Annotated in this window: 13 protein-coding genes and 1 pseudogene; 6 read left to right on the top strand and 8 right to left on the bottom strand. The window is 42.6% G+C overall.

What is annotated here, in order from left to right:
- Nucleotides 1–159: 159 nt before the first annotated feature.
- Nucleotides 160–1,560: an oxygen-independent coproporphyrinogen III oxidase gene (gene hemN / locus HZA08_09165; GenBank protein ID MBI5193593.1), complete on the bottom strand. Its 1,401-nt coding sequence runs from the start codon at nt 1,558–1,560 to the stop codon at nt 160–162.
- Between the two features lie 163 nt (nt 1,561–1,723).
- Nucleotides 1,724–2,767, bottom strand: a complete 1,044-nt coding sequence (hemE, locus tag HZA08_09160) for a uroporphyrinogen decarboxylase (protein MBI5193592.1) — start codon at nt 2,765–2,767, stop codon at nt 1,724–1,726.
- Nucleotides 2,768–3,070: 303 nt separating this feature from the next.
- Between hemE and HZA08_09155 the strand changes: the two genes are divergently transcribed.
- The 5 genes from HZA08_09155 (at nt 3,071) to HZA08_09135 (ending at nt 10,429) form a co-directional block, all read left to right on the top strand.
- Nucleotides 3,071–5,083 carry a diguanylate cyclase gene (locus HZA08_09155; protein ID MBI5193591.1) on the top strand — a complete coding sequence of 671 codons (2,013 nt, stop codon included), beginning with the start codon at nt 3,071–3,073 and terminating at the stop codon, nt 5,081–5,083.
- Nucleotides 5,070–6,524 (top strand): hypothetical protein, encoded by a 1,455-nt coding sequence (locus tag HZA08_09150; protein MBI5193590.1) that lies wholly within the window; start codon nt 5,070–5,072, stop codon nt 6,522–6,524. The genes HZA08_09155 and HZA08_09150 overlap by 14 nt, the downstream gene beginning before the upstream one ends.
- Nucleotides 6,521–8,509, top strand: coding sequence for a PAS domain-containing protein (locus tag HZA08_09145; protein MBI5193589.1), 1,989 nt, complete (start codon nt 6,521–6,523; stop codon nt 8,507–8,509). The genes HZA08_09150 and HZA08_09145 overlap by 4 nt, the downstream gene beginning before the upstream one ends.
- A gap of 61 nt (nt 8,510–8,570) precedes the next feature.
- Nucleotides 8,571–9,635, top strand: a complete 1,065-nt coding sequence (locus HZA08_09140) for a response regulator (GenBank protein MBI5193588.1) — start codon at nt 8,571–8,573, stop codon at nt 9,633–9,635.
- On the top strand, nt 9,632–10,429 hold the full coding sequence (locus HZA08_09135) for a thioredoxin domain-containing protein (protein MBI5193587.1): 798 nt from the start codon (nt 9,632–9,634) through the stop codon (nt 10,427–10,429). Before HZA08_09140 ends, HZA08_09135 begins: the two co-directional genes overlap by 4 nt.
- On the opposite strand, the gene ftsY is transcribed toward HZA08_09135, so the two are convergent.
- From ftsY to HZA08_09105, 6 genes and pseudogenes are all read right to left on the bottom strand, one after another.
- The gene (gene ftsY, locus HZA08_09130; GenBank protein ID MBI5193586.1) at nt 10,422–11,327 is read right to left on the bottom strand and encodes a signal recognition particle-docking protein FtsY; all 906 of its coding nucleotides are present in this window, start codon (nt 11,325–11,327) and stop codon (nt 10,422–10,424) included. The two genes, HZA08_09135 and ftsY, sit on opposite strands and share 8 nt — an antisense overlap.
- Before the next feature lie 147 nt (nt 11,328–11,474).
- Nucleotides 11,475–12,173, bottom strand: coding sequence for a diacylglycerol kinase (locus HZA08_09125; GenBank protein ID MBI5193585.1), 699 nt, complete (start codon nt 12,171–12,173; stop codon nt 11,475–11,477).
- A gap of 175 nt (nt 12,174–12,348) precedes the next feature.
- Nucleotides 12,349–12,843, bottom strand: coding sequence for an rRNA maturation RNase YbeY (ybeY, locus tag HZA08_09120; protein ID MBI5193584.1), 495 nt, complete (start codon nt 12,841–12,843; stop codon nt 12,349–12,351).
- Nucleotides 12,844–12,912: 69 nt separating this feature from the next.
- Nucleotides 12,913–13,893 carry a PhoH family protein gene (locus HZA08_09115; GenBank protein MBI5193583.1) on the bottom strand — a complete coding sequence of 327 codons (981 nt, stop codon included), beginning with the start codon at nt 13,891–13,893 and terminating at the stop codon, nt 12,913–12,915.
- A gap of 112 nt (nt 13,894–14,005) precedes the next feature.
- Nucleotides 14,006–15,173: pseudogene (locus tag HZA08_09110) on the bottom strand (aldo/keto reductase).
- Complete coding sequence (locus tag HZA08_09105; protein ID MBI5193582.1) at nt 15,139–16,026, bottom strand: zinc dependent phospholipase C family protein; 888 nt, start codon at nt 16,024–16,026, stop codon at nt 15,139–15,141. The pseudogene HZA08_09110 and the gene HZA08_09105 overlap by 35 nt, the downstream one beginning before the upstream one ends.
- Before the next feature lie 164 nt (nt 16,027–16,190).
- Between HZA08_09105 and HZA08_09100 the strand changes: the two genes are divergently transcribed.
- Nucleotides 16,191–16,340 carry a hypothetical protein gene (locus tag HZA08_09100; GenBank protein ID MBI5193581.1) on the top strand — a complete coding sequence of 50 codons (150 nt, stop codon included), beginning with the start codon at nt 16,191–16,193 and terminating at the stop codon, nt 16,338–16,340.
- Nucleotides 16,341–16,484 lie beyond the last annotated feature (144 nt).

The raw sequence follows: 16,484 nt of genomic DNA, 5'->3' as shown, positions 1-16,484 counted from the left end.
TGTGAGCCGAAGGCTCATGTGGGTTCATCCGAAAATGACCCCAAGTAAGCAGTAAGCGGTAAGCAGTTAGCAGATAAAGACTGCCTTTCCTGTTTACTGCTCACTGCTTACTGTTTACTATTTTCATTTCCCTTTGTGAGCGCCCCGCTCAGGGACGTTTCATACTGTTCTTGAAAACTTCATCTCTTTACCGGGCCTATCAAGATAGACATCAAATACCATCGCAATATTTCTTATGAGGACGCGGCCTGAGTCTGTAATTTCAATTCTGTCAGGGTGCAGTATTAAAAGACCGTCATCGGCTAATGGTGCAAGGCGCTCTAATTCTTTACTGAAATATTCATTAAATGTAATACCGAAACGCTTCTCCACATCAGACTTGGTTAGCTCAAAATCACACATCAATCGCGTAATGATATGTCTCCTCAATACATCATCGCTGTTTAACTCATACCCCCTGAAAACCGGGATATTACCGGCGTCCACAGTAGAATAATAATCCTGTATCTCCTTCTGATTCTGACCGTAACAGTTTCCCACCATACTAATGGAGGTCATCCCGAAACCGTACAGGTCACATCCGGCCTTTGTTGTATACCCCTGAAAATTTCTATAGAGGGTTTTTTCCTTCTGGGCTATGTTCAACTCATTATCCGGTTTGGCAAAATGGTCCATTCCAATGTAGACATATCCGGCCTCAGTAAACCTCTCTATTGCATTTTTTAATATCTCTATCTTTTCCTTTGCAGTCGGAAGCATCCACTCCTTGATTGTTGACTGATGTTTCTTCATCCATGGGACATGTGCATAGTTGAATAATGCAATCCGGTCAGGATTAATCTCAATAATCTTATCAACAGTCCTTTTAACTGAATCCACGGTCTGGTTCGGCAGGCCATATATAAGGTCTATATTAACACTGTAAAAACCGAGTTCCCTGCACCAGTTCACAAGCCTTCTTGTCATACCTTCCGGCTGTATCCTGTTGACTGCCTTCTGGACTATCGGGTCAAAGTCCTGCACCCCCATGCTTATGCGGTTAAATCCGAGTTTTTTCAGTACCTCTACATGTTCACGCTTAGTCTCCCTCGGATCCAGTTCAACACCTATTTCAGCATCCTCGCTGATAGTAAAGTGGCTTGTTATCCAGGAATACAGCATCTCCATCTCTGAGGCACATAAGAAATCAGGGCTTCCGCCGCCCCAGTGCAGTTGAACCACCTTCCGGTCTTTAGAAATGTATTGGGCAATATTATCCATCTCTTTCTTTATGTAAGAAAGATACTCAAAAGAACGGGTCCTGTCCTTTGTTATTATGGAATTACATCCACAGTAAAAACAGAGGGAAAAGCAGAACGGTAAATGAAAATATAAAGAGAGCGGGGCAAGTTCCTTCCCGCTGTTTGTTTTTATAACCTCTGCCTTAAAATTATCAGGCCCAAAATCCTCTGCCCATACAGGAGCAGTAGGGTAACTCGTATAACGCGGCCCCGGCTTATCATACTTTAACAGCGTCTCAACGCTAATGGTCATCTTATGTGGTTGATTATTAATACTCATGATCTATCACCTTTCAAAGGAACATCTCCATAGCTCACCCCCACCCTGACCCTCCCCCGTCAAGGGGGAGGGAATAAAAATGAACCCCCTTCCCGTCAAGGGAGGGGGAATTTTCTTCTTGCTTCTAACTTCTGTCTTTAATCTGCTTACTATTCACTATTCACTATTTACTGCTTTCCTCATGCACCATCTCCACAAGTGCCTTTGCATGTTCAACCGGTGTGTCAGGAAGTATCCCGTGTCCGAGGTTGAAGATGTGGCCAGGGCCATTACCGTACTTTTCCAGAATATCCTTTACATATCTCTTGATTACCGTCGGTTCTGCGTACAGGACACAGGGGTCTAAATTTCCCTGGAGCGCAACCTTATCGCCAACCCTTCTCCTTGCTTCCCCAATGTCTACCCTCCAGTCAATTCCTATAACATCCGGAGAGGAACTGCACATAAGCTCTAAGATACTGCTTACGCCGTTTGCATAAAGGATTACCGGAACTCCCATATTACTTACATTACTGATTACTTTTTGCACATAAGGGAGTGCAAACTCTTTATAATCATCAGGGGAAAGTGAGCCTGCCCAGGTATCAAATAGTTGAACTGCATGAACACCGGCATTAATCTGTAATTTAAGGTAGTGGGTAACAACTGTAGCAATTTTACTCAGTAGGTTATGTAAAAAGGGTGGATTGCTATACATCATCCGTTTGATCCATGTAAAGTTCTTACTGGTCTCTCCCTCAATCATATACGTTGCAAGTGTAAACGGTGCACCTGAAAAACCGATAAGCGGAACCCTTCTATCAAAGGATTGTAAAATAAGCCTTATCGCTGCTCTCATAAAAGGCATCCTCTCTTCTGATGTTATATCATCAAGCAGAGTAAGCTTGTCAGCCTGCTGTTCAGTCCTTATTGGATTAGCAAAAACAGGCCCCCTCTTTTCAGTGAAAGTGACCTTCATTCCCATTGCCTCAACCGGTATGAGTATATCAGAGAACAGGATTGCTGCATCTACACCAAGTATATCTACCGGCTGAAGTGTCACCTCAGCCACAAGATCTGGTGTCTTGCACATTGTAAGGAAATCTACCTTATCCCTTATTGCCCTGTACTCTTTCAAATATCGGCCTGCCTGTCTCATGATCCATACAGGGGTAAAATCACCCTGCTCTTTGCGGCATGCTTTTAAAAAACTATCATTTTTAAGCATCAAAATCTCCCTTTCATCCGAAAATAACCCCATCCCCACCCTGACCCTCCCCTTGAAGGGGAGGGAACTTAAGGGAGGGGAGCTATTCACTATTCACTATTCACTATTCACTGTCTTGCCTCTGACCTCTGCTTTCTACTGTTCCCTACTTTAGGCCATCTGAATATAATTTGTCAACCAAGTGATGGCACTAATCTTGCTAATTAAATTCTGTAATCCAACATTCAAAAAACTAAAATTATTTCATGGCAAGAAAGAGATAAATTTGTTATATTAGATTCTATTTTATTTTTAAACATCAAAATGGATATTACAGAATACAACGAAGAACTGCCATCAAAGTGGACGGATGCCTTATCAAAGATATCCGGTTTAACACTTCTGACTTTTAAAGAAGACAAGTACATTGCATCTCAGAAACATGAAAGCCAGTTGTGTAAACTCCTGCAGGAACAGACTGCCGGAAAGGCATTCTGTGAGCAGGATTGCACATTACCGCTGGTTCAGGCCTTTAATAAAAAGGAGGCAGTATACTTTAAGTGCTATGCCAATTTAAGCAATGTTGCCATACCTGTCTTCTATAACGGAGACCATGAAAAAAAGAGGGCTATCTTAGGTGGGAGGATTTTTTCATCATATAATGACCTTGCCGGATACAGGGACATTGCAGAAAAGTTAGGATGTGAGAAAGACCGCATAATTAATATTGCAAAGAGTGTATCCTTTAAGGATATGGAAACATTTAAGACCTCAGTAGAGGCAATAAAATCTGCAACAAACATTTTTCTTCAAAGTGTCGGCAAACAGAAAATCATTGATCACAGGGCATCTAAATTAGATACAATAATTAAGGTGGCTGTGAATGCAGGTTCTGCTTCAGAGGACAAAGAGTTTTTCACGACTATCCTAAACACCCTTGGTGTCTTATTTAATGTAAAGTCTGCGATGATAATGGTAAGGGATGGTTCTGAATTCAAGACAGCTCAGGTCTTTGGTACCAAAATTGAAGGTTTATCAGGATTTAAGGCAGAGATTGGCAAGGGGCTTGCCGGTGAAGCGGCTGAAAGGAACGAGGCAATATCTTCCACAGATGTCTTCAATATACTAAAGTCAGGTTTCCCAAATGACGTCACTTCTGTAAAAATATTTCCTATCAGTATAGGGAGCAGGGTGGAGGGTTTAATTGTAATATTAAACACCATCCTTCCAAAAGAGGAGGATGACCTTATAAGGTCTTTTTGCAGTACAATATCACTCTCATTCCAAAACCGTAACTATTTTTCCAAGCGTGAGAATTTTACAAGAAGAGGGCTTGAGATATTACAGGCACTCAATTCAATTGCATCAAATATTGACTCTCCGGAATTATGTGAGGCAATACTGGAAAATGCAGCAGAGGTTGTAGGTGCTGAGCAGGGTTCCCTGATGCTCCTCGATAAGGACAGGATGGCTCTTGAGGTTAAAGCAACAAAGGGCCTTAACATTGCAATCCTTAACTACATAAGGATAAATCCCGGAGAAGGCATTGCCGGTATTGTGATGGAGAAAGGGACACCTCTTGTGGTCAGCAATATTGAAAATGATGAAAGGTTTTCAAGGCCGAACCGTGTAAGATATAAGACCAAATCATTCATCAGCCTTCCCATCAGGATAAAAGACAAGAGCATCGGTGTCCTGAACCTGTCTGATAAAAAAGACGGGACTGATTTCTCAAATATGGATATTAAACTCCTTGAGACCGTTGCCCTATATTCTGCTGTGGCAATTGAAAGAAGGATCTACTATCAGAGTTCTATAAACCTGAAAAAGATATCCATTACAGACCCCTTAACCACCCTTCTTAACAGGAGATATTTTGAAGAAAGGATAGCTGAGGAGCTGGAACGTTCAAGAAGGCATGACCATCCTTTTTCCCTTATTATTATAGACATTGATAATTTCAAGGACTTCAATGACACTTATGGACATCTTTATGGGGATGAGGCGTTAAGAAATACTGCACTCGGCATCAGAGGGTGCATCAGAATTATTGATATTGCCGCAAGATACGGAGGGGAAGAATTCGCTGTAATCTTACCTACAACAAATAAAGAAGACGCCATGGTAATCGGTAATCGTATCAGAGATGAAATAGATAGGATGGCCTTTCCTGTCAGGGGGCTTGGAAAGATAGCCGGGATTACTGTAAGCCTCGGAATTGCATCGTATCCAAAGGATGCATCTACAATAGAAGAACTAATAAATAACGCTGACAGGGCACTTTATAAGGCAAAGGGTCTTGGAAAAAACAGGGTGGTACTTTTTGGAAACCATTAAAACAACTGCTGATATCCTTTCCCTCCTGAAACAGGGCATTGAAGAAATATCTTGCCTGAACGAGGACACTCAGGTACTTAGTTATGTACTTAATTTATGCTTATCACATTGCAGGTTCGAGTCCGGGCATGTAATAAGGAAAATTGTTGGAGACACATGGGTCTTTGATGATTCAAAGAGTTGCCATCTGCCGTTCGACATTTGTGGATATATATCAGAAGAGGACTTTACAATCAATCGGGAATTACAGGAATATTTTGCAAATGAATTTAATATCCGGGTAACTAAGGTTGTCCCTTTTAAGACAGACAACACAATTATTGCCGCATTGTTATTAAAGGATGCTGATGAAAAACCCCACCCTCACCTTAATCCTCTCCCTGAGGGAGAGGAAATTTCCCTCCCCGACACTGAATTGGGGAGGGTCAGAGTGGGGATGGGGTCATTGTCGAGTGAAGACACATCTCACAAAGACTGTTTATCAATAATAGTAAATTACGCCTCCTCCAGAATCAGCATAATAAAATCAAAGGAAGAGATTAAGAAGATAAGTGCCTATTACAATGAAATACTCGTTAAAAAAGAGATGGCGGAGAAGCTTGCATCCCTCGGGACTATTGCCGCAGGACTTGCCCACGAGTTAAAAAATCCGCTTGTCTCAATAAAAACACTGGTTCAGTTACTTCCGGAAAAATTTGATGACCCTGAATTCAGAAACCATTTTACTAACATAGCCATAGATGAAGTGGAAAGAATAAGCAATATAGTCTCTGACCTTCTTGAATTCGCAAAATCTTCGGAACCCAAATTTGACCCATTGGATATGGAAAGTTTTGTGGACTATATGATTTCAATGCTGTCGTACCAGTTTGCAAAGAAAAATATAACTGTTAAAAAGAGATTTGTTGAACATTTCCCGCTTATTCACGCAGACCGTTCACAATTAAAGCAGGTAGCCCTGAATATTTTTATAAACGCTATGGAGGCAATGCCTGAAGGCGGTGAAATTGTAGTGGAAACTATGAGGGGTGAGGATATTATTGACGGTGAAAAGGTTATACTGAAGATAACGGATACAGGCGCAGGTATTCAGGAGGAGGATAAGCAACACCTGTTTGAACCCTTCTTTACTACAAAAGATTCCGGAACCGGCCTCGGCCTGTCAATATGCAAAAGGATAGTGGAACAACATCAGGGAAAGATACACATAGAGAGTGTTTATAATAAGGGGACTTCCGTAACTATTGCGTTCCCTGCAAAATTCCCAACAGCTCCTCAGATACCTTTGATTACGTCTGGCGAGAAACCCCACCCTCACCTTAATCCTCTCCCTGAGGGAGAGGAGACAAACATTATTCCCTCTCCCTTGACGGGAGAGGGTCAGGGGGAGGGTGAGCTACTAGCACATCCTATTGACATACTGGAACCGGAGACCTCTTGAAGATACTGTTACTGTTAACATCCTCAAATGAGATAATCAATCGTTTTGAGTCAAGCGTGTCGGATGAATATATCGTCCTTGCAACAGACAGCCTTGATAAAGGGGCTGACCTTATACTGACTGAACAGGTTTATATAATAGCAGTAGATATAACCATATCAGACAAGATATCTTTATGGCTTAAAAGATATGCACACATCCCCGGTTTAATCTGGCTGGGAATCCTACCTCCTGAAATATCAAAAGAAGGACTGGAATATCACAGCATTTTCCATGAAGTATTATACACCCCGCTTTTACCTCAGGTAATTTCTAAAGAGGTAAGCAATATCCTGCATCGTCATAAATTATCAGAAAAGCTCAGACATAAGAGGTTTTCTCCGAATATATATCCGGAACGTTATATGGTTCCGGAAAAAAATATAATGTCATCATTTGAACCACTCGAAAAGGCAGTTGCCCTTGCAAGGACATTTACAGCAAGCTTTGACCTCGATAAACTAACCAATCTCTTTCTTGACGGCGTGATGGATGTGCTGGCCGTAAGCCGTGCCTCTATACTCTTGTTTGACCCGGAAGAGGATACATTCAGGATTAAGGCATTCAGGGGTCTGCATCCTGACATTACCTCCCGTGTCTCACTCTCTTCCGACAGCGGAATGGTGTTATGGCTTTCTGCAAGGGGCAGGATATTAAGAAGAGACAACTCAGAAGAGGACATCGGTCATACCAACATATTTGAACGCGCACTGAACGAGATGGAGATACTTCAGGCAATTATAAGTATTCCGGTGATGTATGAGGGGAAGCTTATCTGCATCTTAAATCTTGATTACAAGATAACCGGTGAATCATACACAAGGCAAGAGCTTGAAAAATTATTTGTCCTCTCAAACTATTTCGGCAAGACACTGCATGATATCTATAACTATAACAAGGTATGTTATCAAAAAGAATATATTCAGAAGATACTCGAAAAGATGGGAAGCGGCGTCATCACAGTGGATGACAGGGAACGAATCATCATATTTAATCCGAGGGCAGAAGAGATATTAAATCTGACCGGCAGGGATATGGTCGGTAAATCTATTATATCGTTACCTGAACATTTGAGTAACCTGAGCAGTCTGATGAGTGAAACCATGAAACAGGGGAATACCTCCAGTAAGAAAGAGATTATTCTTGAGAAAGAGGGTATAGCCCTTGAAGTAGATTCTTATGGATTATACGGCATGAAAGGTGAACTTATAGGCGGGGTATTACTTTTAGACGATATTTCTGCAAGGAAGGAATTAAACAAGGAGAAGAAAAAGGGGGATACCCTGCAGACGTTAAACAGCCTTGCAGGGAGGATGGCCCATGAATTAAGAAACCCCCTTGTTGCTGTAAGAACATTTACACAATTGCTGAAGGAGCGGTTCAATGACCCTGAATTCCAGGACTTTTTTTATAACACAGTCGTTGAAGAAGTTGATAAATTAAATAATCTTATAGAAAAATTAGTTGCCTTTGTTAATCCGATAGAGTATAAATTTGAGACACTGGATATCGGCGATATTATGGACAAGTGCCTTGAATCGGTTATAACTGATTATAAAATATCAGACATCCGCCTGATCAAAAATTATAAGAAGGGTGTCTTTAAAGTTAAGGCCGATTATATCCAGTTGGGCAAGGCATTTTCATATATACTGCAGAATTGTTTTAATTCAATATCCCCGGACGGGACACTCACAATAGGTATTGAATCTTTTCAAAAAGATGATACTATAACTGTGACAATAAAAGATAATATGCGGGTCATACCCAAGGCAGACCTGGAAAGGATTTTTGATCCATTCTACACATCATCATTAAGAGAGGTATGGCTGGGGTTCCCATTAAGCCAAAAGATAATTGAAGATCATAGAGGAAAAATAAATATCAACAGTAATCCGAATCAGGGAACTATTATCTCAGTACTGCTTCCTGTGATAACTCGTTAAACAGCTAAGGATGGCGTGAGTTTACACTAAAAACATAATTCTGACTTACAAGGAGGTTTAGATGGAGGAAAAAAGCAGTTTACTCGTTGTGGATGATGAGAAAGGCCCAAGAGAGGCCCTCCGGATGATTCTCAAGAACAGATATGATGTAGTAACTGCAGAGAACGGTATCCGGGCACTGGAATATATAAAAGTAAGAACCTTTGACGTAGCAATAATTGACATTAAGATGGCAGGCATGGATGGACTGCATTTACTCAGGCAGATAAAAGAGATAAAGCCGGAGATTGAGGTTATCCTGATGACTGCTTACGCAAGTTTAGAGACCGCAAGAGGGGCCCTCCAGTACGGGGCATTAGACTACATGATAAAACCATTTGACCATAAAGATGTCATTATGACTGTAGAAAAAGGGATTGCAAAAAGAGGCGAGTATTTAAAAACAAGGCTTGAGATAAGAAAACTCCAGCTTGCAACCAATGAGCTGACAAAAGAGATAGAAAACGCAAAACATAATATTGAGAATCACTACAAAAGCACTGTATCTGCATTGTTAGCAGCTATTGATGCCAAAGACCAATATACAAGAGGACACTCGGAAAGGGTATCAAAGTTTTCCGCATTCCTTGCAGAAAGAATCGGGATCCCTAATGAACAGTTATTGCCGTTAGAACAGGCGGCACTTATTCACGATATAGGAAAGATAGGAATAGAAGGAAATATTCTCAGGAAACAAGGGTCTCTGGACCGGTTTGAACTGGAAGAGATAAAGAAACACCCCATTATTGGTTCAAAGATAATTTCATCAGTAGAATTCCTCCATGAAATGGTACCGGTTGTTCTGTATCACCATGAAAGGTATGATGGAACAGGATTTCCGGAAGGGCTTAAAGGTACAGATATACCGCTATGTGCAAGACTTGTATCAATAGCCGATGCCGTTGATGCAATGTTATGTAACCGCCCCTACCGCTCAGCCCTTGCAATGGACCATGTTAGAAGAGAGATATCGTCAATGTCAGGCAGGCAGTTTGACCCCGATATAGTTTCTGTTGTCCTTACAGGCGGGGTTCTCGAATGTTATATGAGTTTATTTGATTATCAACACACAGGGAGATCGTTATGAAAAATAAGACTGCAATTGTTTGTGCCTTTTTGTTTATTATTTCAGTATGGGTTATATTGCCTTTTGGTCCTGCTGAGGCAGGGGTATCGTCGGGAAAAAACAGCAAACTTCAGGAGGAACTTAAAGAGGAAGTCAATGCATTAAAAAAAGAGGTACAGGAATTAAGAAAAGACGTTGATGCCATTAAGGCGAAAGCAGTCACAGCAAAACCTGAAGAACCTCAACAGGAGACGCCGGAGGTAACAGTCAGCATGGACGATGACACAGTCTGGGGCAATAGTGATGCGCCTGTTGTTGTATTAGAGTTTTCAGATTATCAGTGTCCATTCTGTAAGAGGTATTATAAAAATACCCTGTCTGAGCTGGATAAGGACTATATAAAAACCGGCAAAATCAAGTATGTATTCAGGGACTTCCCTCTGGAATTCCACAAACAGGCGCCTAAGGCTGCTGAGGCTGCACAATGCGCCGGAGAGCAGGGGAAGTATCGCGAGATGCACGATAAGATATTTGATAACCAGAGCACTATACAGGTAGATGACCTGAAGAAGTATGCATTAGAAATAGGGCTATCTGCTGATTCGTTTAATTCGTGTCTGGACAGCGGTAAATATACCGGTGAGGTAAATAAAGATATTGATGACGGAAGAAAGGCCGGTGTATCAGGAACACCGACATTCTTCATTGGAAAGGCGCCGCTCAAGGGAAAGGAGTTTACCGGACAAAGGATTGTAGGTGCAAGACCTTATTCTGCATTTAAACAAATAATAGATACTCTGCTGCAGGCTAAGTAACATCAAACAATGCATCAGCAAATTCGCGGGCATTGAAATCCCTGAGGTCATCAATGCCCTCGCCGACGCCGATCATCTTGACCGGTATCTGAAGTTCTTCTGCAATGCTCAAAATTATCCCGCCCTTGGCCGTACCATCCAGTTTTGTTAATACTATTCCAGTCAGACCTATATCCTTGCTGAATGTTTTTGCCTGCATGAGTGAGTTCTGTCCGGCTGTGGCATCAAGGACGAGTAGAACTTCATGAGGGCTGCCGGGGTGTTCCCTTTCAAGTATCCTGCGGATCTTTTTCAACTCATCCATAAGGTTAACCTTGGTATGAAGTCTTCCGGCAGTATCAACAATAAGGACATCCGCACCTCTGGATTTTGCTGCTGCAAGTGCGTCAAAGACTACTGCTGCAGGGTCAGAGCCGTCTGAGTGTCTTATTACGCTTGCACCGCTCCGCTCTCCCCATATTATAAGCTGTTCAATAGCCGCTGCCCTGAATGTATCTGCCGCGGCAATTATTACCTTTCTGCCTTCACGCCTCAGTTTATCGGATAACTTTCCTATTGTTGTCGTCTTACCTGTACCGTTCACACCTACAATTACTATTACATCAGGCCTTGCATCCCTGAGATTCAGAGAGCCTTCATGTGAACTCAATATATCAAGCATCCCCTGCTTTAATATATTCTTCACCTCTTCAGGGCTGTTACCTCTCTCTTTCTTTACCTTATCTATCAGTTTTTCTGCCACTGATGCGCCGGTATCTGCTGAGATTAATATCTCTTCCAGCTCCTCCAACGTAGCAGTGTCAACCTTCTTGAACCTTGAGAAGAGGTTATCAATATTTCCTACAAGTTTTGCTTTTGTATTGAAAAGTTTTTCACTTAGTTTTGAAAAAAAGCCCATAATCCCTTTCTCGAAAATAACCCCATCCCCACCCTAACCCTCCCCTTGAAGGGGAGGGAATAAACTTAGCACCCTCTCCCTCAGGGAGAGGGTCCGGGTGAGGGTGGGGTTTTCATTGCCATTTGTGAGCACCCTGCTTATGGAGGTTCATCCAAATATCTGAAATAATAAAACTGTTATCACGATCCCTAATATTGCCCCGATTACTATCTCCCGCATTGAATGGATTCCCAGTGTTACCCTGCTTGATGCTACCATTAAAGCGAGAATAAATGTCAGTATACTTATAAGCGCGTTTTGTGTCAGAAATGCCGTTGCCGTGCTTATTGAAAATGAGACAGCCGCATGTCCGCTTGGAAATCCGCCATAAAAAGGCCTCCCCTTACTGCTGTATGATTTTAAAAGTATCACAGCTATCACAACAAGGATAATACTGATCAATGTCAGGTGTTCAGAGGCATCTCTTACATAAGCAATAGCAGCAGGAAAAGGGTACTTTATATAAGGAAACAGAATAAGATAACCTGTAATAACCGCCCCCACTGATACTAAGAAAACAGCACCGGCTGCAACATCTTTGGCTGCCTTTGCAAGTTCATGATAGTCCGGCGAAATAATATCAACAATAGTTTCAACTGCTGTATTTATCATTTCCGCCAGTAATACCAGTAAAATAATAAAACTCAAAATCAGAAATTCAAGACGGGTAACACCAAATAGAAGGCTCACTATTATAGCCATCCCCGCTGCCCAGAGGTGATACCTCATGTGCTTCTGGGTCTTAGCTACATACAAAATACCTTCCATTGCCAGATTGGCACTTTCTACAAAATTACGCGGCTTCATCCGGGAATAACCCCATCCCCACCCTAACCCTCCCCTTGAAGGGGAGGGAAATTTCCTCTCCCTCAGGGAGAGGATTAAGGTGAGGGTGGGGCTTTAATCATCCTTTCTTTACACATCAAAGCAATCTAACCACTTACTTCTACCTTCAATCTTCAGCCTTTTCTAACTTCTTACTTCATCCTTCCGCCATCTGCAGCTTACCTTTGCTTATTTTTTCTTCTGTCAACTTTGCAAGTATCATGTTTTCCTTCTTCCGCATCCTGCGTTCCTCAGCAGGAGATAATTCATGGTCGTAGCCTGTCAGATGCAATATCCCGTGTGTAAGCAGTAATAAAAGCTCCTTTGAAGGGGAGTGTCCCTGTTCTTTTGCCTGCTTATGTGTCTTCTCCATGGAGATTACTATATCGCCAAGCAATACCGGATGGATGGGATTAAGGGGAGGGGGCACTTCATTCATCGGAAACGAAAGCACATCCGTAGAACTATTCTTCCCCCTGTATTGCCTGTTAATCGCCCTCATCCTCCTGTTATTTACAATCAGGATGCTCAATTCAACATTCTTCAGCCTGCACAGGGACAATATAGTCTCAGCGTTTGTTTTAATAAACCTCTGATTTACACTGTACTTTTTCTGTTGATTCTTTATTTCGATATTCACGAACAACCCCATCCCCACCCTAACCCTCCCCTTGAAGGGGAGGGGATTCGGTTCAACATCTTTCTTCTAACTTCTAACATCTTACTTCTTGCCTCTGCTCCTCTTCCCTTTCGCCAGAAAAATCTCATACGCCTTTACAATATCCTGAACCAGTTTGTGCCTGACAACGTCCTTCTCTGTAAAGTAGCTGAACTTTATCCCGCGTATGCCGGAGAGTATCCCCTGAATCTCTATCAGACCGGAGATCTTTTCTGCAGGCAGATCAACCTGCGTAATATCACCTGTAACAACTACCTTGGAATTAAATCCAAGCCTTGTAAGAAACATCTTCATCTGTTCAGATGTTGCATTCTGTGCCTCATCTAATATTATAAATGAATCATTCAGTGTCCTTCCCCGCATAAAAGCCAGAGGAGCTATCTCTATATCCCCGCGTTCAATCAGCCTGTTTGCCTTTTCGGTTTCCATCATGTCATAAAGGGCGTCATACAAGGGCCGCAGGTAAGGGTTAACCTTTTCATACATATCACCCGGTAGGAACCCGAGTTTCTCACCAGCCTCTACAGCGGGCCTTGCAAGTATGATGCGGTTTACCTCTTTCTTCAGAAGGGCGGATACGGCCATTCCCATGGCAAGATAAGTCTTTCCTGTCCCGGCAGGACCTATCCCGATAACAATATCAAATTCCCTTATTGCCTTAATATAATCTCCCTGAGCAGGGGACTTGGGCATTATTATCTTCTTCTTTGAAGGGATTGATATTGCGTCATTGAATGCCTCCTTCAGATTAAAACCCAAATCTTCAGAGGTTTTCCTGATCAGATACTCTATATCATCAACACGGATACTATAACCGTCCATTAAGAGGGTTTCGAGGTCCGTAATCACCCTCTCCCCGACCTTTATCTTTTCCTGAGGACCTTCCAGAATAACATCAGTCCCCCTCGCTATTACCCTTATGCCTATGAGTTCCTCTATCTTCCGCAGATTTACATCACCGCTTCCAAAGAGGACATGCGGATCAATATTTTCCTTTATCCTGATTTTTATTGTACGATGCATCAATAGATGTCATTCTCCTTTGTTTATCTGAAAATAACCCCATCCCCACCCTAACCCTCCCCTTGAAGGGGAGGGAATAAACTTAGGCGGCTGAATTATATCATAACCGTTTTCAATCTTTCCACTTCCTCTTACCTTCTTCAAAATAGAGCATCTCATGTGTCTCAAACAGAAGGTCGGGTATCCTCAGATTCTCAGGGCAACGGGGCAGACATTCATTACACCTTGTACAACTCACAGCCTTCATACCTCCAAACCAGTGGTCAGCATTTCCGAACATCTTATACCTGTATCTCCCGAATTCAACCATATCAAAAGCCTTTGAAAGATTCCTCAGCCTCAACACCTCAGGGATATTTATTCCTGCAGGGCATGGAAGACATTTATGACACAAGGTGCAAAGAGTATTTCCAAGTATTTTATACTGACTGTCGAGCCTGCTGATAATCTCCTGTTCTGACGAAGATAACCCCCCCATGCCCCCCCTTAAACTAAGGGGGGGAAGCCCCCCCCCGCGGCTCATCGGGTTCAACCGCCTTTATGTGCGGTTCAAATTCATCAGGATGTGCAGCACCTACTGTCACAGTTGTAATCTCTTTATGAGATAGACAGAACCTGTGATTAATAGTAATTGGATGGTACGGGGCAGTCAGCTTCAATAAAAGTTCAGGCGGCCTGTGGAGCTGTCCTCCCTTATCTGTCGGTGAAATTATCAGTACCCCCATATCCTTTTCTGCTGCCTTTTGCAAAACAGGGGAATTCCGTTGATTAAAATAATAATAATGGATATTGACTGATTCGAACTCTCCGGTATCAATTACCTTTAATATCAGATCAAGACCTCCATGTGATGAGAAACCCACATGCCTTATCAGCCCCTCTGACATTGCCTGACGAACAGCATCCAATGCCCCGCCTTTTCTGAAGGTCTGCTCAATCTGCTCTTCAGTATTAATGCCGTGTATATCAAAATTATCTATATAATCAACCTGAAGCCTGCTTAAAGATTCTACTATATACTTCATGTAATTCTGATAATGTTTGGGGGTAATCTTTGTGGTGAGATAAAAATCCGAACGGTCAAAACCATGCAAGGCCCTTCCCAATATCTCCTCACTATTTTCATAACCGCGTGCAGTCTCATAGTGGTTGATTCCATTGGCCATAGCCTTGTGAACAACAGCAGCGGCTTGTTCTTCCGGGACTTCCGGCAACTGCATTGCCCCGTAAGTGAGGACAGAGATATTAAGCCCTGTCTTTCCGAATCTTCTTTTCTGGATATTCTGCCTCCCTGATAAATGGAAGTGCCGGCAATTTAACACTCATCCCGGCCATTTTCCTGAATTTGAGCCTCCTGCGGACACGTTTTGCAAGAGCAAGATTTTTCCTGCCGGCAGGGTCTTCCCTGAGACATAACGCCTTTTCTCCGTTGCATATAATATCAATCACAGCACCTAATGACCTCTGATAATACATCTCAACATCTTCCTTATGCAGAATCCACTTTGAATATGATGACAGTCTGTTAATCATCTTGTGCCAGTGTTCCATACGGCTTATCAGAAGGACATTGTTAAATATCGTCTTATTGGTACTGAATGACAGCAGATTATTATCAAGCACACTCTCAAGGAGCGGGTCATTATCCTTGTGAACATCCTTCATAATATTATAAGGAAGTTCCCACACAACCCTGTCAGCCAATGCATCAAAACGCATCTCCCAATAAACATGACGCAGAAGACGCGTTGAATATGTTGTTACCATCTTCTCAGGGACAAAATAATTGTGAGAAATAGTATCAGCCGCAAGGTGACTCAGATAGCCAAAAGCAAACGCCTTCTGGGAAGGACTTCCCGCCTGTTCCAGCACATTAAATCCAATACGCCAGTTATGACAATGATTCAATGCCCTTGTAAACTTTTTTCCGACTACAATATCAGCGCTGATACAACCGTAAAGATAATCGTATGGATAAGTTTCAAGCAGTATTTTAACAGGTGCAGCAATCAGCGAGGGACTGCTCAGGATATGCCATCCGAGCTGAAGATGGGTCGCCGGCCCCCATGCATATACATTGTCCGGCCATAAAAGAAAAAAGGGAAGAAAGATTAGAGAAATGATTATAAACACCTGTGTTTAACCTTTATATTTTAGAGAACGTCTATCATGTTAAACCCATTTGGATTGTTTGTAAACCACGAAAATGAGGCCCCCTCACCCGGACCCTCTCCCGCCGGGGGAGAGGGAGGCTGAGATTATTCCCCCTCCCTTGACGGGAGGGGGTTAGGGGGAGGGTGAGCTATGGAGATTTTCTGATGAACCCCCATGAACCAGGGTTCACAAAGGGCCATGAAAATCAGCGGGACAAGAAAGTCCCGCCTATCCTCAATCTCTGTGTGGATAGGCGGGGTTTTCTTACCCCGCCGGAGGAGATTTTCGGATGAACCGTCATGAAACGGAGGTTTCACAAAGGAGGATGAAAACCACCCCCCCCAAGCCCCCCCTTGTTAAGGGGGGGAAAGTTCCTTTGGTGCTCAATGGCCAACGGCAATCCCCCCCTTTGTTCAAGGGGGGGCATGGGGGGGTTA

The organism is Nitrospirota bacterium, from assembly GCA_016212215.1.
Classification (GTDB): domain Bacteria; phylum Nitrospirota; class 9FT-COMBO-42-15; order HDB-SIOI813; family HDB-SIOI813; genus JACRGV01.
The sequence above is the reverse complement of the archived record's forward strand: the minus strand, read 5'-3'. Positions and strand labels throughout refer to the sequence as shown.